We start from the raw sequence: 23,503 nt of genomic DNA, 5'->3' as shown, positions 1-23,503 counted from the left end.
TGCATCAAAATGATGACAACTATGCACATGATTAGCATAAGAGGGGCGCGAACTCATAATCTAAAAAATATCAATGTGGATTTGCCTCGTGATCGTTTAATTGTAATCACCGGTTTATCGGGTTCAGGGAAATCTTCACTTGCCTTCGATACCTTATATGCCGAGGGGCAGCGGCGGTACGTGGAATCTTTATCAGCTTATGCACGGCAGTTTTTATCGATGATGGAAAAACCGGATGTTGATTCGATAGAAGGGTTGTCTCCGGCCATTTCGATAGAGCAGAAAGCAACGTCTCATAATCCCCGCTCAACGGTTGGCACAATTACTGAAATTTATGATTATTTGCGTTTGCTCTATGCACGGGTTGGCGAACCAAGATGCCCGGAGCATGGCGGGCAGTTGCATGCTCAGACTGTTAGTCAAATGGTGGATCAAGTTCTTGCTCTTCCCTCAGAATGCAAAGCGATGATTCTTGCGCCGGTTGTTCGCGATCGCAAAGGTGAGCATGTGCAGTTGCTGCAGCAGCTGCAGGCTCAAGGATATGTGCGTGCACGCATTGATGGTGAGTTGTATGAACTTGATTCTCCACCAAAACTGGAGCTTCGCAAAAAACATACCATAGAAGTGGTTGTTGATCGGTTTAAAGTCCGTCCCGATCTATCGCAGCGACTGAGTGAATCCTTTGAAAATGCTCTGAATCTTACGGCAGGTCTGGTGATTGTTGCAGCGATTGACGATGAGTTTGACGATTTACTCTTTTCATCGAAATTTGCTTGTGCTGAATGTGGTTATAGTCTTAGTGAATTGGAACCACGTCTATTTTCCTTTAATAATCCAGCAGGCGCATGTCCTTCTTGCGATGGATTAGGGGTGGATCAGTTTTTTGATCCATGCCGAATTATTCATGATGAAACCTTGAGTCTAGCGGATGGAGCTATCCGTGGTTGGGATAAGCGTACAGTTTATTATTATTCATTATTGGAATCATTAGCCCGGCATTATGACTTTTCATTGGAATCTGCCTTTTGTGATCTGCCAGAGATTATTCGTCAGCGAATTCTTTATGGCAGTGGTAAGGAAGTCATCGAATTTCATTATCAACGTCCGCATGGGGGTTTTGTACTTAAAAAACATCCTTTTGAAGGAATTATTCCAAACATGCAGCGACGTTATCGCGAATCGGATTCGAATATGGTTCGTGAAGAATTATCCAAGTATTTATCTTCTCGCCCTTGTACCATTTGTCATGGTATGCGCTTACGATTAGAGGCCCGTCATGTCTTTATTGAACACAGGAATTTACCTGAAATTAGTTCATATTCCATCGAACAAGCCCATGCTTTTTTTAAAGAATTACAATTGCCTGGGAATCGTGGTGAGATTGCCGCAAAAATTAATAAAGAAATTGTGGAGCGCCTTGGATTTTTGGTGAATGTTGGTTTGGATTATTTATCGCTTGCAAGAAGCGCTGAAACGCTTTCAGGTGGAGAGGCACAGCGTATTCGCCTGGCCAGTCAAATCGGTTCGGGTTTGGTTGGTGTCATGTATATTCTTGATGAACCATCAATAGGCTTGCATCAACGAGATAATGATCGCTTATTAAAAACGTTATTGCGCCTGCGCGATTTAGGCAATACAGTGATTGTCGTTGAACATGATGAAGATGCGATTCGTACAGCAGATTATGTGCTTGATATTGGTCCGGGTGCTGGTGTACATGGAGGGGAAATTGTGGCATTTGGACCCCCGCAGGCCATTATGGAGAACGACGATTCACTTACTGGCCAGTATCTTTCAGGAAAACAAGTGATTCCTCTGCCCAAAACCCGTGTTCCATACGATGAAAAACGGGTGATTCATTTAGAGGGGGTCATTTGCAATAATTTAAACAATGTTAGCGTCGATATCCCCTTGGGCTTGATAACTTGCATTACGGGTGTTTCTGGTTCTGGTAAATCCAGCTTAATTAACGATACGTTATATCCACTGGCTGCAGCAAAACTTAATCGTGCCAGCCTCTCCATGGCAGGAGAAGTACGGAATATTACTGGACTTGAGTTATGCGATAAAGTGATTGATATCGATCAGAGTCCAATCGGCCGCACTCCACGCTCCAATCCGGCAACTTATACAGGATTATTTACGCCAATTCGTGAATTATTTGCTAATACGCCTGAAGCGCGCGCGCGGGGGTATCAACCTGGTCGGTTTAGTTTCAATGTACGAGGAGGCCGCTGTGAAGCGTGCCAGGGCGACGGCCTTATTAAAGTGGAAATGCATTTTTTACCTGATATTTATGTCACTTGTGATGCTTGTAAGGGACAACGCTATAATCGTGAAACACTGGATATTCAATATAAGGGTAAAAACATCCATGAAGTTCTTAACATGACGGTTGAAGAAGCCTGTATTTTTTTTGCCGCTATTCCGATTTTATCACGTAAATGCCAAACGTTAATGGATGTTGGTTTATCTTATATTTCCTTAGGGCAAAGTGCTACCACGTTGTCAGGTGGTGAAGCGCAGCGTATAAAATTAGCGCGAGAACTGTCAAAGCGAGGAACAGGGAACACTTTATATATTTTAGATGAACCGACAACAGGGTTGCATTTTCATGATACGAGGCAATTGTTGAATGTCTTGATGCGCTTACGGGAACAAGGCAATACCATCGTAATTATTGAACATAATCTCGATGTGATTAAAACGGCGGACTGGATTATTGATTTAGGGCCAGGGGGGGGCAGTAAAGGGGGAAAAATCATCGCCGTTGGCTCGCCCGAAATGGTTGCAGCTTGTTCAGAGTCCTATACGGGGCAGTTTCTATGTCCTTTACTGGGGTTGTTAACAAGCTCTAAGGAATGAAACACTGGCCATAATCATATCCTTGTAATTTGTTTGCGTTTTCAAGGATTTGTGCTTATAACATACATAGAAGCCGTAAACAGGTTGAAGCTGAATAGGATCTATTATGAGTACATTCGTTCTTGTCATTTTAATTATTGCCGTGTTGATCCTGTTTTGGATCATTGGAATTTATAATAAACTCATTGCCTTGATAGAGGCAATTAATAACAACAAACGTCAAATTGATATCCAACTGGATAGACGATTCAAAGTATTTCAGTCTTTAATTGAATCCGTCAAAAAATACATGGATTATGAACAAACCACCCTGAAAGATGTGGTTGCTTTGCGTAATCAAGCGCAAGCTGCGAAAGATGCAGGCGATGAAAAAGGACGCATTGCTGCAGAAGAAGGAATATCACGAATTGCTTCCGGCCTGAATGTGGTGTTTGAACAATACCCTGATTTAAAAGCCAGCCAAAACGTGATGCAATTGCAGGAGGAAATAGTCAATACTGAAAATAAGCTGTCCTATGCAAAACAGGCTTATAATGATGGCTTGGAGCGTTATTATGCCAAGAAAAAATCATTTTTTGAATCCATGATTGTTAGCTTGTTTTCTGCAAAACTGGATAAGGACTATGAATATTGGTCATTGCCGGAAGAGCAAATCCAATCTCGTGAAGATTACACAGTAAAATTTTAATTCAGTGGTGGCTTCATGAGCTTATCGGATTATCATGCGACGACTGGCAATTGGCGAGAGCAGCTTAAGCGCAATGAGCGAAAGACTCGCTGGGTTATCATGACCTTTATTATTGTCTATGCCATTGTAGGATTGATTGCTGATACAGTTATTTTACAATCTTATTATCCACAAGTAACCATAAGCCAATGTTTACAGGCTTTATTAACCTTTCATAAAATTCCTTATGCGACATTGTTGATGGGAGGCATCGCTGTCTTATCTTTGCTTATAACGTATGCCATGTATGACCGTCTAATGTTGTTAGGCACAGATTCCCATGAAATCACTCCTGAAACCGCAAAAACCTTGCAAGAAAGACAATTATTTAACGTTGTGGAAGAAATGAAGGTAGCCGCTGGTTTACAATATATGCCCAAGGTTTATCTTATCGAAGCGAATTATATGAATGCATTTGCCAGCGGCTACAGCGAAAAATCAGCCATGGTGGCCATTACTCGAGGGCTATTGGAAAAACTGGATCGTGCCGAGCTGCAGGCAGTGATGGCTCATGAATTAAGCCATATTCGTCATCATGATATTAAATTAACGTTAATGGTGGCCATTTTAAGTAATCTTCTACTGATTGTTATTGATGTATTGTTTTATGCAGTGATTTTTAGACGCGATCGCCGTCAGGACAATCGCTTATTTACCATTATTCTTGTACTTCGCTATTTATTACCGTTAATTACAGTTGTTTTAGCTTTATTTTTGAGTCGTACACGGGAATATATGGCCGATGCCGGTTCAGTTGAATTAATGCGGGACAATGAACCCATGGCCCGTGCTTTATTAAAAATCAGTCGGGATCATCAAAGTCATGCAGAAGAATACGCAGTTGAATATGGCAACACGGCCCATGAGCAGGTTCGTCAGACCTCTTATTTATTTGATCCATCTTCCATTGACCCTGTGAAGTCGTTAAGCAGTGCTTTTTCTACTCACCCAAGCATTTCTAACCGCTTAAAAGCACTGGGGTTCAAGCTTAAACAACAATAACCAAAAGCCTTACCGCTTAAGATTAACTAAATCTTTGCAAAAAACAGAATGGATGAAATGGATCATGGGAATAAAATAGCCTAATATAAAGAATGTAGGCAGTATACATTGAACAGCCAACATGATTTAGCAGGAGGCCAGATTGAGAATGTGGTGAGCAAGCTTAGCGCGGTCTAAGAAGCCAAAAGCATTCCGGAGGCATCCACTTTAATAGAGAGGACTGCTTTCAATCTTACTGTCTATCTGACTGCTTAATCGTTCAATACCTTCTTAGCAATTTTGTGATTTTTTGCGTCTTAAGCACGAATGCCAATGCCTTTTTTAAGTAAAATGACATTAAGTGCAATTAATAGGAACAGCATGATGATAATAATACTCATTGCTAATGGTAAATTAATTTGCTGTTGATTGATCATCACTTGCCGCAGGGCATTGACCATGTAAAAAATAGGATTAAACTGGGTCATGGTTTGCCAAAATGGCGATAACATGCTTGCTTCATAAAATACACCGCCCAAGTAGGTTAATGGTGCAAGAATAAACGTTGGTACAATAGCCACGTCGTCAAAATTGCGCGCCAGAAGAGCATTGGTAAATCCAGCTAATGAAAATAAAGCAGCAACCAAAATGACTACCAATAACGTCATAGGCAGATGCTTAATATCGATATCTACGAAGAAAAAAGAAACAAAATATACCAAAATGGCAACAATCAAACCCCGTAGAATGCCTCCTAGAGTGAAGCCTAGCAGCAGAGTACTATAATGCATGGGACTGACAAGCATTTCTTCGATATTTTTTTGAAATCGTATGCTGAACAATGAGGTGGAAACATTAGAATAAGCATTGGTGATGACGCCCATCATAATTAATCCCGGCGCGATAAATTTTACATAGCTTACTCCTTGCACGGGACCAATGCGGGTGCCGATGATTGAACCAAAAATTAAAAAGTACAATAATGTTGTGATGACTGGCGGAAGAAATACTTGGCTAAAAATGCGAAACATACGTATGAATTCACGGCGTACAATGGTGTAGAGAGCAATCAATTGTGTGTTAACGGTCATAATTAATGATATCCAAAAACAGTTCTTCCAAACGATTGGTTTTATTGCGCATGCTTTCAATACGAATACCGTGTTGACTAAGCGCTGAAAAGACATCATTGAGCGCCCATCGCCTATCTACCCTTATTTCAAACGTATTGGCATCCAGTTTGACAGCTTCAAATGGCTCCATGGCTGGTAAGAAATCAAGGGGTTCAGTCGTGTTAAAAACAAACGTTTGGTGACGCAGACTTTTTAAGAGGGTATTCATGGATGTATTTTCAATGATTAGACCTTTATCAATGATGGCAATGTTTTTGCATAATTGCTCTGCCTCTTCAAGATAATGCGTGGTTAGAATGATGGTGGTGCCTTGCTGGTTCGTGCGCGATAAAAAATCCCACATGCTACGACGGATTTCAATGTCGACACCAGCGGTTGGTTCATCAAGAATCAAGACTTTGGGTCGATGTATTAAAGCACGAGCAATCATCAAACGTCTTTTCATGCCACCCGATAAGTGGCGCACAATAGAGTAGCGTTTTTCCCATAAGCCTAGTTGCTGCAACAGCAATTTTGCATTTGATTGTGCGTCCTTTCGAGGTATCCCATAATAACCTGCCTGGTTTAACAGAATTTGTTCGCAAGTTTCAAAAATATTGAGATTAACTTCCTGAGGAACTAATCCTAGACATGATTTCGCCGGCTCAGGCTCTTTGTCCAAGTCATAACCATTAATCAGTATGGAACCAGACGTTTTATTCAGTAAGGTAGTAACCAAACCAATGGTGGTGGACTTCCCCGCCCCATTTGCGCCAAGCAAAGCAAAAAAATCACCGGTTTTGACGGTTAAATCAATGCCTTTTAATGCCTCAATGCCATTGGCGTATACTTTGCGTAACTGGCGAATTTCTAGGGCATAAGGCGAATCTTGCGTCTGAAATGTATTCATGATTTGCTTATGTATTTATTTCCAACGTTATTGTATCTCTTGCTGACTTGAAAAATAAAATCATAATAGAAAACTTGAGGTGGAGCTATTCACAATTTTATTAAAAATAATACCAATCTGATGGCTTTTAAACGATTATTCAATAATCATTTTCATCACTTGGATTTGTGATTTAATTATGTCCATAACGACCAGAAGCGATGCACGGACTGTCGATGTATTCTCCATTGACGGTCAAAATCATATTGACGTTAGCGCGTTGGTAACGCTCAAGTTGATTATATTGGGCTTGATTTAAATAAACGTAGGTATTGCCACAATAAACTAAAGAGTAGGCAGCGCGATTAGGTTTTACGTGAACTGGCATGTCGCATTCCCAGCGAAAACGATTTAAATCACAATGAGCTAAAATCGTACTTACAGGCATTACTAGTAAAATAACAGCCAGTCCCCAGTATTTCATAGCCATTCTCCGATATATCATTTTATAAGGATATCGGTTGTTTCATGAAAACCTTTATTTACTGTTAAATAATGGGGACTGTGGGGTAGAGCCATTCCTTCGATTAGTCTTTTTTTGCCGTTAATTTTTCTTTAATGCGTGCGGCACGGCCAGCCAAGTTACGTAAGTAATAGAGTTTGGCACGACGTACGTCGCCACGGCGTTTTACGGTAATGCTGGCAACAACTGGACTATAGGTTTGAAAAACGCGTTCTACACCAACACTGTGTGAAATTTTACGAACCGTGAAGGCTGAGTTAAGACCACGATTTCGCTTAGCGATTACCAAGCCTTCAAATGCTTGCAAACGCTCACGATTGCCTTCTTTTACCTTAACCTGAACAACGACAGTATCGCCAGGATTGAATTCAGGGATTTCTTTGCCTTGCATTTGTTCAGCATTAATTTGATCAATAATGTTTGTCATAGCCACTCCTAAAAAACATTGATTTTACTCGAAAAAGCAAGGAGGTATGCCTCATTGTTCTTCAATTTTATTTAAATTCTGCTGCATCGGCTTTCAGCAGGATTCCTTATATTCACACTTAAATTCCGTCAGTAATTGGTCGTCTACATCGCTCAGTTGTATTTTTTTCAATAAATCTGGTCGCTTTAACCAGGTTTTTCCTAACGATTGTTTTCTCCGCCATCGCTCAATATCCTGGTGGTTGCCACTCATCAAAACAGTCGGAACCTCTTTATCATGAATAACCGCTGGCCGCGTATAATGCGGATGATCAAGCAGGCCATTCATAAAAGAATCCTGCCGCGCTGATTCATGATGTCCTAAACTTCCTGGAAGCAATCTTACAATGGCATCAATAAATACCATGGCAGCCAACTCGCCACCACTTAATACAAAATCTCCAAGTGACCATTCTTCATCAATGTGTTGGCTTATAATACGCTCGTCAATTCCTTCGTACCGTCCTGCCAAAAAAAGTAAAGATTGGCTGCGTTCAGCGATGCAATTTAAATCGGCCTGCTGAACTGTTCTACCCTGCGGACTTAGGTAGATAGTTTTGCAATCAGGTGGCATCTGGCTGCGAGCAACAGTAATGGCAGCATGTAAGGGCTCATACATCATGACCATTCCAGGCCCGCCACCATAGGGTTTATCATCCACCTGTCGATATGGCCTGCTTGCCCAATCTCTTGGATTCCAGCAGCTTAGCTTAACCAAACCTTGTTTTATAGCTCGCCCGGTAACGCCATAGTCGAGGCTTGCGAATATGTCTGGTAGCAAACTGATAATACCCAAATGCAACATCGATTAAAAATCCGCATCCCAATCAACGGTGATGAGGTTCTTTTGGTTGTCAACCTCAAGAATATAGTCGCCTGGCAAATAAGGAATTAAAAAACGCCTTTGCCCAGAGACAACTAACACATCGTTCGATCCAGTTGGCATGATCTCAGATACCATTCCCAAAATGATGCCTTGGCGATTAATCACATTCATCCCTATCAACTGATGCCAGTAATATTCCCCAGCCTCTAATTCAGGAAGCTGTGCTCGACGAACAGCAATGTCTACATTGGTTAAATGAGCGGCTTGTTCGCGATCGTGACAGCATTCCAGCTGTGCCAAAATAAGCTTATTATTCACATCAACATATTCTAAAGCCAGTGGCTGCCAACCTTTCTTGGTTTGTGTATGCCATGGCATATAGTGAATTATATTTTCACGAGGCTCAGTAAAAGAAATTACTGTAATCAGCCCTTTGATCCCATGCGGGCGACCAAATTTACCAACAATAACCCATTCATCATTAAGGTTATTGTTATGCGGCAGTCCCATGTGCCTTACTGAATTCTTTGGCCAAAGCCTTGACGCGATCTGACAATTGGGCTCCTACTTTTTCCCAGTGCTTTAACTTATCAATTTCTAAATGCAAGCGTATTTCTTGTCCTTTGGCGACCGGATTGAAGTAACCAATACGTTCGATGTAATTTCCATCCCGACGTCTGCGACTGTCGGTTACAACGACGTGATAGAAAGGACGCTTTTTTGCACCTGCTCGAGATAAACGTATAACGACCATTGTTTTCCTCTACTTTAAGAGTGATTACGTAAAAATGCCGTGTATTGTACGAAAATTAACTTGGCATTGGAAGTGTTTCTATTTCAATTGTGTACAATTAATTAAAATCATCTGGAAACATGCCTTTCATCCCTGCCATTCCGCCCATACCACGCATCATTTGTTTTATTCCCCCGGGCTTGGTGAATTTTTTCATCATTTTTTGCATTTGATTGTATTGTTTTAATAAACGGTTTACGTCTTGGATTTGAGTGCCAGATCCTTGAGCAATGCGTCTTTTACGAGAGCCAACGATAAGTTTAGGGATACGTCGTTCTTTCATCGTCATGGAATTAATAATTGCTACGGTTTGCGCCAAGGCTTTATCATTAATTTGTCCTAGTGCTTGCTGGGGTAATTGATTCATTCCTGGCAATTTACTCATCATTCCAGTGATGCCCCCCATTTTATTCATTTGTAAAAGTTGCTGTTTAAAATCTTCAAGGTCAAACCCTTTTCCTTTTTTAATTTTTTTTGCCAGTTTTTCACTGGCTACTTTATCGGTTTTACGCTGAACTTCTTCAATCAGTGTGAGAATGTCTCCCATGCCAAGAATGCGAGAAGCGACTCGTTCAGGATGGAACGGTTCAAGGGCGTCAATTTTTTCACCACTTCCCATAAATTTAATGGGTTGTCCAGTAATATGCCGAACGGAGAGTGCAGCACCTCCGCGAGCATCGCCATCTGTCTTGGTTAAAATGACGCCAGTAAGTGGCAGTGCCTGGTGAAACGCTTTTGCCGTATTAGCGGCATCCTGGCCGGTCATACTATCTACAACGAAGAGTGTTTCTATGGGTTGAACGGCTTGATGTAATGTTTTGATTTCAGACATCATTTCGTCATCGATATGTAAACGACCCGCTGTATCAAGAATCAGGACATCGATGAATTGTTTTTTTGCGCTTTCCAAGGCATTTTTTGCGATGATTAAGGGTTGTTCATGGACATCGGCAGGAAAGAAGGCAATATCCAACTCATCGGCCAATAACTTTAATTGTTGAATGGCCGCAGGCCGGTAAACATCCGTACTTGCCAACATGACCTTTTTCTTTTCTGTCTCTTTTAGATAACGCGCAAGCTTGGCAGAACTTGTTGTTTTACCAGACCCCTGTAAACCGGCCATTAAAAAAATGGCAGGAGGCTGGGTTTTGAAATTCAGCTCTGACCGCGTATCACCCATCACATGAATTAATTCATCATGAACAATTTTTACCAAAGCCTGATCGGGCTTTAAACTGGTCATGACTTCCTGTCCCAGAGCCTTTTGCTTGACTTCTTCTATAAATTCTTTAACAACAGGCAGCGCAACATCCGCTTCAAGCAGCGATAAGCGCACTTCACGCAAAGCTTGCTGCATATTGTCTTCGGTTAAACGCCCTTGTCCGCTTAAGTGTTTAAAGGTACGGGTTAATCGCTCAGTTAAATTTTCAAACATGATAAATCTCTCATACTCTGAGGTAGGCGAATTTTTAAACAGGCATAAAAATGAGGATGGCCTGATATGAGTTTAAAAATGCGCTTTAAATAAAAATGACAAAAAGTATACCATATCTGGATAAATGAATCTGCTACGTTCTATCCACGATTTGTGCCCTAAACATCTACTTCAAAGACTTTTAGCACAGTACAACTCCTTTTGATAGTTTCGAAAAACAGTATGCAGGAGAGAGTTTGTTTCAACAACTTTTTGTAATATTCCAACAGAGGATGATAAGCTTTTTGCTAGATCATATCTTAAGGATTGTATGTGCAGGTTTCTATTATCACGTTGGTGATTGCATTATTGGTATTAATTGTTATCTCCGCTTTCTTTTCTGGCTCGGAGATTGGAATGATGTCTTTGAACCGATATCGCTTACGCCATTTGGTTAAAAAAAATCATAAACAAGCCATACGAGTAAATCAGTTACTTGCACATCCTGATAAGCTTCTCAGTGTTATTTTAATTGGCAATACGTTGGCTAATATTATCGCTTCAATGATAGCAGCGCTTATCGGGCAGCGTTTATATGGTGATGGTGGCGTTTTAGCCGCTGCAATTTTGTTGACATTCATTATTTTAGTATTTTCAGAAATAACGCCTAAAACGCTTGCTGCTTTATATCCTCAGCAAGTTGCTTTTGTGTGCTCGTTTCCCCTGATGATAATGCAACTTGTTCTTGCACCACTGATCAATCTAATAAGCCGGATTGCTAATGGCATTCTGCGTTTATTTGGCATATCGATGAATCGTGTACAAAAAGAAGCATTATCTGGTGAAGAATTACGTTCAGTTGTGCATGAGGCGGGAGGGCTTTTGCCTACTGAGCATAAAAGTATGTTAATTAGTCTTCTTGATTTGGAGCAAGCACGAGTTGAAGACATCATGATCCCAAAGGCTGATATCATTGGGATTGATTTAGAATTGCCATGGCATGAATTGCTGGAACAGTTTGAGACAGCCCAGCATACTCGATTACCTTTATATCGAGGCACAATTGATAATTTGATTGGCATGATTCATTTACGTAGTGTATTGAATTTGGCTTTAGAGGAACGGCTTGACATGGATGCCTTATTAAAAATTGCCGAAGCACCTTATTTCATTCCCGAGGCTACCCCTTTAAATGTACAAATTTTAAATTTTCAGAAAATGAAACGCCGTAGTTGTTTTGTGGTTGATGAGTATGGGGATTTGCAAGGTTTGGTTACTATGGAAGATATTCTTGAAGAAGTCGTTGGTGAGTTTACGACAGATATTGCGGCATTAAGTAAAGATATTGCTCCTCAAGATGACGGTTCTGTGATGATTGATGCCAGCATTACATTACGAAATCTAAATCGCTTGATGAACTGGCAATTGCCATCCATTGGGCCCCGTACTTTAAGTGGTTTGATTATTGAATATTTGGGATATATTCCACCCGCTGATTGTTGTTTGATGATTGAGCATTATCAGATTGAAGTACTAAAAGTGAGTGAGAATATGATTAAGAGCGTTCGGATGATGAAAGTTAATAAAAAAAGAAAATAGTTTGGATCAGTATCTTACACTCGGTGTATGTGCTTATTCTTTTACCGATATGACATGGGTGGCGAAGAGATAACCGGTATGTCGAATGGTTTTAATTAATGTTGGCTGCTTTGTGTCTGTCTCAATCTTTTGGCGTAATCGGCTAATATGCACATCCAGCTGCCTCGTAAAATGATGGGCATTACCAGAGTTGATGATCTGCAATAAAAATTTCCTGCTTAATGTTTGTTGAGGGTGGCGTACAAAAGCCAATAATAAATCATATTCCCTATTGCTTAATGATAACTCGGTATTATTTTTAAAACATTGTCTTGCACTAGGATAAAGTCGGCAATTGCCGAATAAAAGAACTTCTGTTTTTTGTTCAGCGAGCGGTGTTACATGCTTGACTCGACGGCTGATGGCATTAATACGAGCATGTAATTCACGTGGAAGAATAGGTGTTATCATAAAGTCATCTGCTCCTGCTTCAAGCATTTGAACACAAATTTCCTCATTGGCCGTATCATTGAAGAGGATGATTGGTATCGGATATTGATGAAATAGAGTATTTATTGTTTCATGGTTGTTTTGGATTGAAGACCAATTTATTAATAACGCAACCGGAAGCGGTTCATCTAGCAATAAACGATGGGGCGATGGTTTTTGTATGAGGTTGAAGCCAAATTTTGTGAAATAATCTATGAGTGCTGTATCAATGGGTTCTTCATCGATAACCAAGATGGCGTTTAACTGTGTCATAGGTTTCCAGTGGATATTGGTTAAAATTTTGGCGATGGTGGTTTTGGTGATGGTGTATCGTAATTGACTTGTTTCTCATGGTTTGATTCTTTGTCATGGTGGTTTGTATGTAGTTTCTCCCAGTACATAGCAATCTGCGCCTTGATATCAGGAATAGCGCCTAGAAATTCATGCAACTGCCCCTGTAGAACAGGAGCAGTGCCGCGTCCTAACGTTGGTATTCCCATCCAATTATTCGCATTATCAAGAATACGGTTGGCTGTTTGTAATCCTATTAATTCAGCCAGTAAATCTGGCGCAATTTTACGATTCGCAAGTAGACGTAAAAGAAAAGCATCAAATGATTGACGATTATTTTTTGACATTACTTTTTCCTCAGAGCTTAATTAAATAATAGTTCAATGACAGGATAAGGCAAATCATCATGTTTGCTATGGTTGATTTCATTCGATCTGAGCGTTATTTTTATGTGTCTACAGTAAATTTAGCAAATGGATGATATGCTTTTCATAATAGGCCTGTAAGGCTAAATGAATCCCAATCTAGAACGCGCTGAGAATAGGTTGATTACCATGAAAAATCATAGTGTAGATTGGTTAGTTAGCAGCCTTTGCCGTTCTAAAGCGCTGATAAAATATGAAATTAGGCAGCTGGAAAGTCGTCTTAAGTTTTATTTGGCTAAAGAAAATGAGCGACTATTGGATGTTGAGGTAGTCCTGGCCTTATGTGCTTCCTTGTGCCAGCATTATGATAATTATCTAATGATTCTTTGTCCGAACCATCCGCATAATATGCTTAAAGAGGAAAGTAGCCGGACTTTGCAAACTTGGCGAGATTGTTACTCGCAAATTGAACGATTACAATTACAGTGTATTAACACCACTACAATAGTCGATGAAATTACAAAGATACATGCCTTGCGTTATCAGTATCGGCAACTTGCTTTATTAGTTTCCAAAAATGATGCCATATCTAAACAAAAAACAGGTGATGTGGCATGGTTTTACAGCATTAAACCACTGCTTCAAGCCTCTACTCCTAAGGACTGGTTGAAGGCAATGGTTTTGTTTGCCAACCAGCAGTCAGGAATTAATATTAATGATTGTCTTTTGCACCTTTCGCAATTGAATAGCGAGCAATTATTGCATTTGGCTAATGCATTTAGCCATCAGGAATACATCCATATCATCAGCGCTATTTTTTTCTATAAACTGTATCCTCAAAAACTTTTTAAATATTCTCCGCATCCGGAGAAATTAGTATCTGCAAAAACCAGATTATCCTTATTATATGATTTTATTGAGGTACTACATCAAACTTTGGCACAAACGATGACACAGAGAGGATTGCCAAAAATACATGATTATTTATTTCATAGCGAAGATTTACCACAAGGAATAGAAATTGAAATAAGCGATGAATGTCGTGATTTAATTTTATCAGCCATTAAATCTTGGAGTTCGAACATAGCAATTGCAGAATCCCACCATGGGATGAGTCAATTACATGATATATTTCGTGCCTACAAGTTTTGGTTTAATCCAACGCGATTAATTGATGCGGCTATGATATTAGAACAAAAGCTTGATAAGCATTATTCTCACCTTAGATCCAAGGATGTTTTTTATCAACAGATGCAGTTGTTATATCGTCAATTAACGACGACAGAATGCCTTGACTTATATGGTTATTTCGCTAATAAAGACAGCAATTATTTGATGCGTACTTTATTGGTTGTTAAGCGGGGAGAAGTATTACCGTGGCTACCCCCATTGAATTCTGCAGAGCTTGATGCCATTAAACGGGTCTACGATTCATTGGATTGTGTTATGAATGCGTTGCGTGATGAATTGGCGGCACGTCATATTTCCACCGCACCTTACAAGCGTGAAACGGCTGAAAAAAAGCTGACACCTGGTCGTAGAAATCGTAATGCAGTGATTCGCATTATTACCTTGTACACAAAGGAGGCCAGTCAGCTAAATTCCAAATTAGATGTACTGTTTGACGCAATTAAAGCTCATGAATAACAAGGCGATATTTTCTACGATTCTGAAGCAGTACTGTTTAAATGCCAATTATAAGTATAGAGATTAATTTTACTAATTTGCTTTAATTTTTCAACGAATGGCTCTTGAGCATATTGTGATAGATGTTTAATTAAATCTTGCTCTTCGCCGCCGAAATCGTCAATAAACCAATCATAGATTTTTGACACAATTAATTTGTCATCAATGATTTGGGCACCACGCAAGGAATTGATGTATTGCGATGCTGCTTCATTCAGTTGTTTTTCTAGTAAGGGCCCTTGAAAGGCTTGTTTGCTTAGATTTGCTGCTCCGATGCTGCCATTGTTTATGGCATAATGAGTGCGAGGGTCGTTCCAAATGGCTCTGATAATACGATTGTGAATTTCATCCAATGATAATTGCGTGCCGTTTATAGTAATAAGATTTGCTCCCCACGGCCCTACACTAAATAATCCTGGCGAAATATTGATTTCCTGGATGCTTGCTACTGGATAATAATGGGCTATGGTTTGTACGGTAAGGGCATTGTATAGGTTAAGCCAGAATGCTAATTGTTCTTGACGGTTGTAATTACTGATCTCGATTTGGGACATGTGATTAATATAACGTTCCAGTAAGTCACGGTCGCTTTTTGATAAATGAGTATAATCCACAAGATTGATTCCCTCTCGATTGGTAATGACACATCGGGATAAAAAATCCTGCCATTCTTGATGGGAAATCACTTCTTGGGATAACGGGTTGTGGATGCTCCATTTTGGCCATAAATTTTTATGAAATGATGCAGTAGCCATATGGCTGAGCAACAAACAAAACAGCAAAAGACTAAGTCGTAATTTAAAATGAACCATATTCATGAGGTATCAATCTACATTAAATCATAAGTTTTGCACGATTTCGCAAAGCGCTGCCAATTGTATTCCCATCCAAGAATTCTAGCTCTCCTCCAGAAGGAATGCCATGCGCTAATTGGCTAACCCGTATTGAATAAGTACTTAACAATTCATGAATAAAATGGACAGTGGTTTGCCCCTCAATGGTAGGGCTTAAAGCCAAAATCACTTCTTTTATATTTTCGCGTTCGATTAAATGCTGTAATTTGGATAATCCTATATCTTCTGGGCCAATTCCATCTAAGGGAGAAATTTTATTCATTAATACATAATAGCCGCCATGAAAAGCACGGCTTTGTTCAATTGCGGCAACGTCAGCTGGGCTTTCAACCACGCAAAGAATGGTCTGATCTCTTTCTTCATTCTGGCAAAGTGAACAGAAATCATTGGTGGTGTAATTGTTGCAGCGCTCACAGTTTCGAATATTATGCATCGCATCTTCGAGACATGCCGCCAGATGTAAGCCGCGCTGACGTTGTCGCTGAAGTAGATGAAATACCATGCGTTGCGCTGATTTAGGGCCAACACCGGGTAAACATCGTAATGCATCCACCAAACGAGATAATGCGTCCATAAGTTGATTATTATTCTTTCTCGCCTTCTTTGTCACCTTTCATAAAATCAGTAGGAATATTCAGGCCAGCAGTTAATTGACTGATTTTTTCTTTGGATGCTTTTTCAACTTTGCGAACGGCATCGTTCACTGCTGCAGCAAGCAAGTCTTCCAGCATTTCAATGTCTTCATCCATGAGTGAGGGGCTTATTTTAACTTTTGTCACATCATGACGGCCATTCATCTCAATTTTTACCATGCCCCCACCTGATTCGCCATGCACAATTAATTGACTTAACTGTTGCTGTGCTTCTTGCATGCGCTGCTGCATTTTTTGAGCTTCTTTCATCAGATTATTAAGATTTTGATTCATATCCATTAGAGCCTCTTTTCGGTTGTTGTTAACAATGTTTCTGGAAGTAAAAAGTATCTATATTTTTTAATGACTCAACACGTTGATGGTGTTGCCTGCAATATTGCAAGGTCATTGTCGGTGGATATCATCTTCTTGGATGACAGCCGTCCGTTAGTTATTTTACCAGAATCCAAGTAATTATAGGTCATCTTGACGCGGGACAATAGAATTTTTAACCAATGTTGCGGAAAACTCTTGCTGAATTTGTTGAAAAAGTGGATCGGTTTGTAGTGCAATCTCCGCCTCTTGATGCTGTTTTTCCTGCCTGGTTTTCTTTTGCTGCGCAGGGGATGAGTGTAGCGCTTGATCCGCTTGCAGAATGAGTTTCACGGTCTCTTGATAATAATCAGCTAATGCTTTTTCTATGCGATCAATCACGGCAGTGGTGAAGACCGATTGATGGCTACTGGCAATACGCAGTGTCACTTCTCCCTCATTTTTTCCGACCCATTCAGTATTTTCTGCCGCACTTAGTGCCAATCCACTCAATTTGAGCTTGGGCAATAGGTTATGCCAACCTTCACCATTAACTGATTTATTGTTTTTCTCAATAGGTGGCGACTTAGTGATAGACGATGTTGATTGGTCTGGTATATCAGCAAAGCTAGGCGGAGATGCTTCAGTTGCTGATTCGAGTTTCTTTTCAGAATGATTTGGAATGTGGGGATTGGAAGTGGAAACGGAAGGATGAGTTATGTCAATTAGGCGATTGCTCCTATTATTTTGATAAGCCAACGGCGGTGTTGCCACTTCAGGTGCCGGCTTAAATGTATACATACGCAATAACGTCATTTCAAAGCCAATGATCAAAGACGGTGCAAGATGCAATTCTTCGAGACCTTTTATCCCAATTTGATAAAATAATTGAATATCTTCGGCAGTAAATTTTTGGCTCAAGCTGATGATATCAGAATTTGGACAGAGCAGCGGATTATTGTTTGGCAGGTTTTGGGTGACACAAATCTGATGCAAGTGGTTCAGTATTTCATCCAGGACGTAATGAAAGTTTCCTCCTTCAGCCATGATTTGTTTACTGAGATGAATGAGTGCCTTAGGATCAGAATCCGCCAAGGCATTCAATAATTGTATCGCATAATTTTGTTGTGTATAACCAAGGATGTTTTTTATAGCTAATGTTGTTACATGATTATCACTGTAGGCAATTGCTTGATCCAGGAGGCTTAAAGCATCTCGCATGCTGCCGCTTGCAGCAGCAGCTAATAGCTCTAATGCTTGTTCATCAAAGGTTACGTGTTCATTGTTTAATATGTATTGCAATTGTTGGCAGATGATTTCAGAGGGTAAGGGCTTTAGATTAAATTGCAGACAACGTGATAAAACGGTGATGGGTAATTTATGAGAGTCCGTTGTAGCCAGCAAAAATTTAACATGCGTTGGTGGTTCTTCCAAGGTTTTAAGCAATGCGTTAAAACTGTGCTGAGACAGCATGTGTACTTCATCAATAAGATATATCTTGAAACGACCATTCGTTGGTGCATATTGGACGTTTTCAAGTATTTCTCGCGTATCTTCAACCCGTGTCCTTGAGGCGCCGTCAATTTCAATCAAATCAAGAAAACGACCTTGTTCGATTGCGATGCAAGCATCACATTGAAGACAAGGCTCAGCAGAAATTCCTTGCTCACAATTCAGTGCTTTTGCTAATAAGCGGGCAACGCTGGTTTTGCCAACACCGCGAGTTCCAGTGAACAAATAAGCATGATGCATTCGCTGTTGGTTAAGCGAATTGGTTAATGCTTTGGTGACGTGTTCTTGGCCAACCAGTTGGGAAAACGTACGTGGTCGCCATTTACGTGCTAGGGCAATGTAGCTCATAAGGGCTTTCACAAAAATTGGCGGCAGCGCTAGAAGCCGCACCTCGGCACCCGAATCAACCGTTACCGCTGCTCCCTTCCGGGCCTGACGGGGTTCACAGTCTATCGTCGCGAAGGGACCAATAGCACCACCATGATGAATTGCGAAGCTTAGCAAATTTCATGTCCATTGGCCAGTTCTTTTCATGAAACATTGAATCGATTAAGACCGCATGGTCAGCATCGTTGGATGAGGCGCTTCATCGTCAAGCGATGCATACATGCTATCTAGTTTGTCTAATTTTTTTTGCCCTTCTGCCAATATTGCTTCCAGCGTTTTTGTGCCCCTGACTTGCAAAGGATGAATAACTGCAGTTGATAATCTCTCTTTTAATTCATTAATGGCGTTTCTTATTTCTTTTTGTTCTGCCTCAGTGAATGAGCTGTCTACATCGGCAAGACTGGTTTGTAGCCTTTCCATGTTTTGGTTCATTTTCTCCATAATCTCGTGATATTGGGCGGTATAATCACTAAATTTTTGTTCACGTGTCGTTCTCCATCGATTCCAATGAGGGGTTGCATAATATATGAGGCGATTTATGATGCTGTTGCCACTTCCCGAACTGGGCCGTAATAATTTGTCTAATTCACTCTCTAAATCTTTTAGGTGCAAACGAATCAATTGCTTTTTATCGACAGGCTCTACTTTAGGTGCTTCATCCCTAGTAGGGGCAGGATGGACGTGAGGCGTTGTGGCTATTCCAGGAATACATAAGATTGCAACTGCCATGGTCAAGGTTGAGGAGGTACCTGGAATTCCTTTGCCAGGAAATTTTTCAGCAAATTGATTCATCTGGTCTATATGCGTTTGGGTTAACCGCGGGTTGTTCTCAATAAATCGATTAAGATAAGGTACTTGTTCCATAATGCATAATGGACTAGCTAGTTGTTTTATAAACGGTAAATTATGTTCATGAAAAAAAGCAGGTGAGAGATCCAGTAAAAATTGAGGAACCTCTTTGAGGGAAGAATTTTGCACAAGGGCTAATCGAGCCGCCATTAGAGAATAATTCGATGCATTGGCATTTAACGCCGGTATGTCCCATTCAATTTGTTCTGTTTGTCCTGATAAGGCATAAAAATTTAAGCCTTGAATGGTTGCTTCGGTAATTTCCTCAGGATCATGATGATTCAGAAATTCAATGAGCTCATCATTAAATAATTGACTATCTAGATTGGCGAGTTTTTTTAAATGGCCATGTTGCCACCATGCTTCATTTAATTTTAGTAAGCGTTCTTTTTCTTTATCATAATGTGGCAAGGCTTGTTTGATGCATTGTTCAGCGAATTCTTGGGCGTGGTTAGGTATTTGACTTAAGTGTATTGGATTGTCAATTAAGGTCTCGGTCATGAGTCTAAGCAATTTGGTATGATTAGATGATGCAAACCAGGGTTGTGACGGTAATAGCAGGCATTGTTGTCGGATAGTTAGAAGCTGATTAAGGTAATCGAGATCGACAGCCTCAACTGATCTAATGGCTGCTGTGGGATTGCAATCCAGGCAGCGTTGCAGATCGTGTTGACTGAGTGGCGGAGAAGTCGTAAAGGTCATAGAAGCATCGGTTTTTCCTTCCATGACTAGCCGTATGTAGGTCGGGGTGCCATCCTCGTTAAGTGTTGCGGCCAATTTAAGTGCATGATGTTTTTCTTCAGTTAATATAGTGGGCTGGGCCTCTTTTAAAAGAGTATTAATGCAAGTGGATTTTTCATTTAATTTTTCTCGGCCTAATAGATTAATGTCGATGGAATTGACAGCAAATTCTTCAGGACTGAGTTCCAATTCAATTAATGTATTTAATCCTTCCATATGAATGAGTGAAAATTCATCGGCATGGATTAAGTCAAGACAGGAAAGCGCCGTTTCTCCAATGCCGGATCCTAGATAACAAGACCACAGGGGTAAGGTTTTTTCGCTAAAAAGTTCTGGCCGTACTCGGGACGCTATTTTACTGAACGTTTCATATTGCTCATCACTAAGAAACCCCTTTTCTTTTTGGGAGGTCAAATAATCTAAGTTGACACGTTTAAAGGCTTCAGGAATGTCATGGTTAAAAAGTTGGTCTTTATTGACAGAACTGTCTAGTTCCCGATATTCCAATTGCAAGTAGTTTGCAACTTTAATAGCTTCTTGTGGCGATAGTGTGTTAAAGAAGGCGATGGCGTCATCAGTTTGACAATGAGCCGGCAAAGTGCTGACGAGAGAACGAATGGTTTCATTCCTGATTTGCCCAAGTTGATGCTCTTGATACAGGGATAAGGCATCATGGACATCATTTGCCTGAAATTCAAGGTTGGTGATTGCACATAATTGCTTTAGTTGTTCTCGAAATTGTCGTATTTCTGATTGCAGCTGGCTTGGATAACTGTTCTTTTCGGCTGAAATCTTGTTATCGATACGATCCAAGATGGCAATTGCCTTCAGTATTTTGTCAAGAGTTTGCTCTTCTGACGAATGGTTAGTACGAAGAGACTCCGTGATTTCATTAGCCAGTGAGACCAACGACGCACATTGGGTTTCTCGGTCAGAATGCTTTTTCCCTTTCCACCAGGCTTTTTGTCTTTTTGCTGCATATGCTTCGGTGGCTTGTATTAACCCCTCGGCAATTTTTCCTAATTCTACCTGAATAAGCGGTTTAGTAGAGTGTTCACTCCAAAATCCATTACAACGCAGTGCATTCCCTATGTTTTCGCGTGACAGCATGCTGAGAAGTGCATTTTTTTGCACTTGAGTTATTTTGTCTGTGGCGATTATTTGGCTTTTTATCGATGCCCAGCTGGGATGGAAACAAATCTGATTACATAGTTCTGGTGTTAATAAGGAATAATTAGGATGTTCTGAGAAATCCTTATTCATTAAATAGGCAACTAAGGCGGTAGGATCCGTATCCAGATAGTTCAAGACTGTTTCTTTAAGGATGATGGGTTCAAGGCCTTTTTTTACTAACTCATTTTTGTGGTTTAATCGATTTGAAGGCGTTTGCTGAAGCGTCTCTGAGTAACCAGAAAAAGTATCTAAAATGTGTTGAATGCTTGTGCTATATCGAAAACCTTGAGTATGATGAGCAAAAAAATCTAAGAAATGACAGCAGATTCTGCCTTGATGTGAGTAAATATTGCCAGGCCTTTCTGGATCAACGATTAGAAACTCATCAAAATGTGGTGAAGCTTTGATCGTATTGTAATGTTGTGTAAATTTTTGGGTAATTGCTTTTTGTTGTTCAGAAGCTAAAGGGTTTGTTAAGCCTAAAGCTCGGTGGTGGCGATTGATGTAGGCAAAGATTAAAGGCTCGATATCATCGCCATCTCTGAGGCCTTCTTTGACCAGTGTGGCGAGGGCGGATGTATGAGGTTCAGCGTCAAAAAATTGGCCAAAATTGGCATCTGATAGCTGATGCATCTTACAGTATGCATTAATTTCACCTAGCAAGAATTGAACTTTGATGGATAACTGATCGGCTTGTTCGACAGTGGTTATCCTCTCCAGCCCATCGTAAAAAACGCTTTCTGACTGTTGATCCCAAAATGTTTCACTAACACCAAGGTCAATAACCCCGGTTATCCATTCTTTTAGAGAGACGCTTTCATCATAGCATAAAATGTTTTCAACATACTCTAAATCAAGTGTGCTGCCATCCGTGGTTTTCTCCAGGGAGAGGTTGGAGTCAATTTTCCTTAATTCTTCCTCTACCATTTGTTTCAATTCATTAAAATTAATTTTTTCATGAGTCGTATCTTCACCCGTTACAATTTTGGCGCCTACTCGGGCTAATACGACACCGATGAGTTTTTCTTTGGGTGAGCGTTGGTTAATAATGACTTGCGGATGTGCTTGACGATAAGTATAAGCAGGGGCAAATGTCGGATGTGCTTGACGATAAGTATAAGTAGGGGCAAATGTCGTTCGTAAACTTTGGCCTAATCCTTGAACGCGTTGTAATTCATAATCGGAATATTGATTTCGATTGATTTGAAAAACGGGGTGGTCAAAACGGGTAAGTGGATCGGGTTTATCTGGAGAAAGCCGGATCGCAAATGCATTTCGAGCCGCTTTTAGAACTTTAATGATGCCTGTAGGCAATTCAGGATAAGTTTGGGTATTAAGCTCTCGAATTTTACCGTCGATATCAAAATCTCTTTTTATCGCTCGAATTAATTGCAGGTAATTTTGAATCTGAATAAATCGCTGTTTTTTTTGATTAATTATTTTTTGATAAGCAAATGATGATAGGTGACGTTCTTGCTCTTCTTGCAAGGCGAGGATGTCTTTTTCCAATTGGGTGAGATAAGCCTGAAGTGTTTGTTCAGCAGAAGGTTTTCCTGCTTTACCGTAGAAAAATGTTCTTAATTCGGCCGCTGTTTGACAGGTATTATCAAGCCCTATTTCATCACCGCCTACCAACGGCAACATCAAATGAACATGGTTTTGTTCATCTATATACAGATAATCGCATTTTTCTGGTTCTTTAAGATCTGTAGATTTAACCATTTTGCTTTAAAAAAACACAATGTACTTGTGTTAATAATAGACAAAATTTTTGCCGTTGTATTTTGATTGATGCGAGGTTGATATAACTTCAGGCGAAAAAGAGTTTCATTCAATATTCTTGCCAAAAAGCGGAAAAATAGATTGACAATGTGAGCTGTATGAGTAGAATGTGCGTCACTGCCTTGAGGGCGAGCTGATTAAGAAGATAGAAGACAAACTGTGTGGGCGCTTTGAGTGACTGGAGTGCTTGAAAGAGATGAAGTGAGTCAGTAGAGATACTGATGTTGAGAGATTAAACTGAAGAGTTTGATCCTGGC

20 protein-coding genes and 1 other RNA gene are annotated in these 23,503 nt (G+C 40.3%); 5 read left to right on the top strand and 16 right to left on the bottom strand.

Features of this window, described 5'->3' with window-relative positions; genetic code table 11:
- Positions 1–21: 21 nt before the first annotated feature.
- The 3 genes from uvrA (at position 22) to htpX (ending at position 4,594) form a co-directional block, all read left to right on the top strand.
- Entirely contained in the window at positions 22–2,865 is a 2,844-nt protein-coding gene (gene uvrA / locus E1O52_RS10880) for an excinuclease ABC subunit UvrA (RefSeq protein WP_133128741.1), read from the top strand.
- Positions 2,866–2,971: 106 nt separating this feature from the next.
- Complete coding sequence (locus E1O52_RS10875) at positions 2,972–3,553, top strand: LemA family protein (protein ID WP_133128740.1); 582 nt, start codon at positions 2,972–2,974, stop codon at positions 3,551–3,553.
- Positions 3,554–3,568: 15 nt separating this feature from the next.
- On the top strand, positions 3,569–4,594 hold the full coding sequence (gene htpX, locus E1O52_RS10870) for a zinc metalloprotease HtpX (protein ID WP_133128739.1): 1,026 nt from the start codon (positions 3,569–3,571) through the stop codon (positions 4,592–4,594).
- 296 nt (positions 4,595–4,890) lie between these two features.
- Here the strand turns inward: htpX and E1O52_RS10865 are convergent, their stop codons facing one another.
- The 8 genes from E1O52_RS10865 to ffh all read right to left on the bottom strand — a co-directional run bounded on the left by E1O52_RS10865 (position 4,891) and on the right by ffh (position 10,616).
- On the bottom strand, positions 4,891–5,664 hold the full coding sequence (locus E1O52_RS10865; protein ID WP_133128738.1) for an ABC transporter permease: 774 nt from the start codon (positions 5,662–5,664) through the stop codon (positions 4,891–4,893).
- The gene (locus tag E1O52_RS10860) at positions 5,654–6,595 is read right to left on the bottom strand and encodes an ABC transporter ATP-binding protein (protein ID WP_133128737.1); all 942 of its coding nucleotides are present in this window, start codon (positions 6,593–6,595) and stop codon (positions 5,654–5,656) included. Before E1O52_RS10860 ends, E1O52_RS10865 begins: the two co-directional genes overlap by 11 nt.
- 172 nt (positions 6,596–6,767) lie before the next feature.
- The gene (locus tag E1O52_RS10855) at positions 6,768–7,058 is read right to left on the bottom strand and encodes a hypothetical protein (protein WP_133128736.1); all 291 of its coding nucleotides are present in this window, start codon (positions 7,056–7,058) and stop codon (positions 6,768–6,770) included.
- Between the two features lie 103 nt (positions 7,059–7,161).
- Positions 7,162–7,524: a 50S ribosomal protein L19 gene (rplS, locus tag E1O52_RS10850; RefSeq protein ID WP_133128735.1), complete on the bottom strand. Its 363-nt coding sequence runs from the start codon at positions 7,522–7,524 to the stop codon at positions 7,162–7,164.
- A 93-nt stretch (positions 7,525–7,617) separates the two neighbouring features.
- A complete protein-coding gene (gene trmD, locus E1O52_RS10845) occupies positions 7,618–8,367 on the bottom strand; it encodes a tRNA (guanosine(37)-N1)-methyltransferase TrmD (protein ID WP_133128734.1) in 750 nt (249 codons plus the stop codon).
- A gap of 3 nt (positions 8,368–8,370) precedes the next feature.
- Positions 8,371–8,898: a ribosome maturation factor RimM gene (gene rimM / locus E1O52_RS10840; protein WP_133128733.1), complete on the bottom strand. Its 528-nt coding sequence runs from the start codon at positions 8,896–8,898 to the stop codon at positions 8,371–8,373.
- Entirely contained in the window at positions 8,882–9,142 is a 261-nt protein-coding gene (gene rpsP, locus E1O52_RS10835; RefSeq protein WP_133128732.1) for a 30S ribosomal protein S16, read from the bottom strand. Before rpsP ends, rimM begins: the two co-directional genes overlap by 17 nt.
- 97 nt (positions 9,143–9,239) lie before the next feature.
- Positions 9,240–10,616 carry a signal recognition particle protein gene (gene ffh / locus E1O52_RS10830; protein WP_133128731.1) on the bottom strand — a complete coding sequence of 459 codons (1,377 nt, stop codon included), beginning with the start codon at positions 10,614–10,616 and terminating at the stop codon, positions 9,240–9,242.
- A 312-nt stretch (positions 10,617–10,928) separates the two neighbouring features.
- On the opposite strand from ffh, the gene E1O52_RS10825 reads away from it, so the two are divergent.
- Positions 10,929–12,194: an HlyC/CorC family transporter gene (locus E1O52_RS10825; protein ID WP_133128730.1), complete on the top strand. Its 1,266-nt coding sequence runs from the start codon at positions 10,929–10,931 to the stop codon at positions 12,192–12,194.
- Between the two features lie 33 nt (positions 12,195–12,227).
- On the opposite strand, the gene E1O52_RS10820 is transcribed toward E1O52_RS10825, so the two are convergent.
- The gene (locus tag E1O52_RS10820) at positions 12,228–12,935 is read right to left on the bottom strand and encodes a winged helix-turn-helix domain-containing protein (protein WP_133128729.1); all 708 of its coding nucleotides are present in this window, start codon (positions 12,933–12,935) and stop codon (positions 12,228–12,230) included.
- A gap of 20 nt (positions 12,936–12,955) precedes the next feature.
- The gene (locus tag E1O52_RS10815; RefSeq protein WP_133128728.1) at positions 12,956–13,300 is read right to left on the bottom strand and encodes a hypothetical protein; all 345 of its coding nucleotides are present in this window, start codon (positions 13,298–13,300) and stop codon (positions 12,956–12,958) included.
- Between the two features lie 207 nt (positions 13,301–13,507).
- Here E1O52_RS10815 and E1O52_RS10810 point away from each other — a divergent pair, with 207 nt between their 5' ends.
- The gene (locus E1O52_RS10810; RefSeq protein WP_133128727.1) at positions 13,508–14,965 is read left to right on the top strand and encodes a hypothetical protein; all 1,458 of its coding nucleotides are present in this window, start codon (positions 13,508–13,510) and stop codon (positions 14,963–14,965) included.
- 14 nt (positions 14,966–14,979) lie between these two features.
- Here E1O52_RS10810 and E1O52_RS10805 read toward each other — a convergent pair whose 3' ends face one another.
- The 6 genes from E1O52_RS10805 to E1O52_RS10780 all read right to left on the bottom strand — a co-directional run bounded on the left by E1O52_RS10805 (position 14,980) and on the right by E1O52_RS10780 (position 23,186).
- Positions 14,980–15,822 carry a DUF547 domain-containing protein gene (locus E1O52_RS10805; RefSeq protein ID WP_133128726.1) on the bottom strand — a complete coding sequence of 281 codons (843 nt, stop codon included), beginning with the start codon at positions 15,820–15,822 and terminating at the stop codon, positions 14,980–14,982.
- 16 nt (positions 15,823–15,838) lie between these two features.
- Entirely contained in the window at positions 15,839–16,432 is a 594-nt protein-coding gene (gene recR, locus E1O52_RS10800) for a recombination mediator RecR (RefSeq protein WP_133128725.1), read from the bottom strand.
- A gap of 10 nt (positions 16,433–16,442) precedes the next feature.
- Complete coding sequence (locus E1O52_RS10795; protein WP_133128724.1) at positions 16,443–16,790, bottom strand: YbaB/EbfC family nucleoid-associated protein; 348 nt, start codon at positions 16,788–16,790, stop codon at positions 16,443–16,445.
- Between the two features lie 174 nt (positions 16,791–16,964).
- Positions 16,965–18,662, bottom strand: coding sequence for a DNA polymerase III subunit gamma/tau (gene dnaX, locus E1O52_RS10790; RefSeq protein WP_133128723.1), 1,698 nt, complete (start codon positions 18,660–18,662; stop codon positions 16,965–16,967).
- Between the two features lie 27 nt (positions 18,663–18,689).
- Positions 18,690–18,786: signal recognition particle sRNA small type (gene ffs, locus E1O52_RS10785), an RNA gene on the bottom strand.
- A gap of 77 nt (positions 18,787–18,863) precedes the next feature.
- Complete coding sequence (locus E1O52_RS10780; protein WP_133128722.1) at positions 18,864–23,186, bottom strand: hypothetical protein; 4,323 nt, start codon at positions 23,184–23,186, stop codon at positions 18,864–18,866.
- Between the last annotated feature and the right edge of the window lie 317 nt (positions 23,187–23,503).

This window comes from Legionella nagasakiensis, assembly GCF_900639915.1.
GTDB lineage: Bacteria > Pseudomonadota > Gammaproteobacteria > Legionellales > Legionellaceae > Legionella_A > Legionella_A nagasakiensis.
This window is presented reverse-complemented; position numbering and strand designations above follow the sequence as displayed.

What these genes read in the sequence shown, in the direction of transcription:
- E1O52_RS10855 (WP_133128736.1), bottom strand. Translation starts at nt 7,058, where the DNA reads ATGAAATACTGGGGACTGGCTGTTATTTTACTAGTAATGCCTGTAAGT.
- E1O52_RS10810 (WP_133128727.1), top strand. Translation starts at nt 13,508, where the DNA reads ATGAAAAATCATAGTGTAGATTGGTTAGTTAGCAGCCTTTGCCGTTCT.
- E1O52_RS10805 (WP_133128726.1), bottom strand. Translation starts at nt 15,822, where the DNA reads ATGAATATGGTTCATTTTAAATTACGACTTAGTCTTTTGCTGTTTTGT.
- E1O52_RS10815 (WP_133128728.1), bottom strand. Translation starts at nt 13,300, where the DNA reads ATGTCAAAAAATAATCGTCAATCATTTGATGCTTTTCTTTTACGTCTA.
- E1O52_RS10795 (WP_133128724.1), bottom strand. Translation starts at nt 16,790, where the DNA reads ATGGATATGAATCAAAATCTTAATAATCTGATGAAAGAAGCTCAAAAA.
- E1O52_RS10865 (WP_133128738.1), bottom strand. Translation starts at nt 5,664, where the DNA reads ATGACCGTTAACACACAATTGATTGCTCTCTACACCATTGTACGCCGT.
- ffh (WP_133128731.1), bottom strand. Translation starts at nt 10,616, where the DNA reads ATGTTTGAAAATTTAACTGAGCGATTAACCCGTACCTTTAAACACTTA.
- dnaX (WP_133128723.1), bottom strand. Translation starts at nt 18,662, where the DNA reads ATGAGCTACATTGCCCTAGCACGTAAATGGCGACCACGTACGTTTTCC.
- htpX (WP_133128739.1), top strand. Translation starts at nt 3,569, where the DNA reads ATGAGCTTATCGGATTATCATGCGACGACTGGCAATTGGCGAGAGCAG.
- E1O52_RS10820 (WP_133128729.1), bottom strand. Translation starts at nt 12,935, where the DNA reads ATGACACAGTTAAACGCCATCTTGGTTATCGATGAAGAACCCATTGAT.
- recR (WP_133128725.1), bottom strand. Translation starts at nt 16,432, where the DNA reads ATGGACGCATTATCTCGTTTGGTGGATGCATTACGATGTTTACCCGGT.
- rpsP (WP_133128732.1), bottom strand. Translation starts at nt 9,142, where the DNA reads ATGGTCGTTATACGTTTATCTCGAGCAGGTGCAAAAAAGCGTCCTTTC.
- E1O52_RS10860 (WP_133128737.1), bottom strand. Translation starts at nt 6,595, where the DNA reads ATGAATACATTTCAGACGCAAGATTCGCCTTATGCCCTAGAAATTCGC.
- E1O52_RS10780 (WP_133128722.1), bottom strand. Translation starts at nt 23,186, where the DNA reads ATGGTTAAATCTACAGATCTTAAAGAACCAGAAAAATGCGATTATCTG.
- E1O52_RS10875 (WP_133128740.1), top strand. Translation starts at nt 2,972, where the DNA reads ATGAGTACATTCGTTCTTGTCATTTTAATTATTGCCGTGTTGATCCTG.
- trmD (WP_133128734.1), bottom strand. Translation starts at nt 8,367, where the DNA reads ATGTTGCATTTGGGTATTATCAGTTTGCTACCAGACATATTCGCAAGC.
- rplS (WP_133128735.1), bottom strand. Translation starts at nt 7,524, where the DNA reads ATGACAAACATTATTGATCAAATTAATGCTGAACAAATGCAAGGCAAA.
- rimM (WP_133128733.1), bottom strand. Translation starts at nt 8,898, where the DNA reads ATGGGACTGCCGCATAACAATAACCTTAATGATGAATGGGTTATTGTT.
- uvrA (WP_133128741.1), top strand. Translation starts at nt 22, where the DNA reads ATGCACATGATTAGCATAAGAGGGGCGCGAACTCATAATCTAAAAAAT.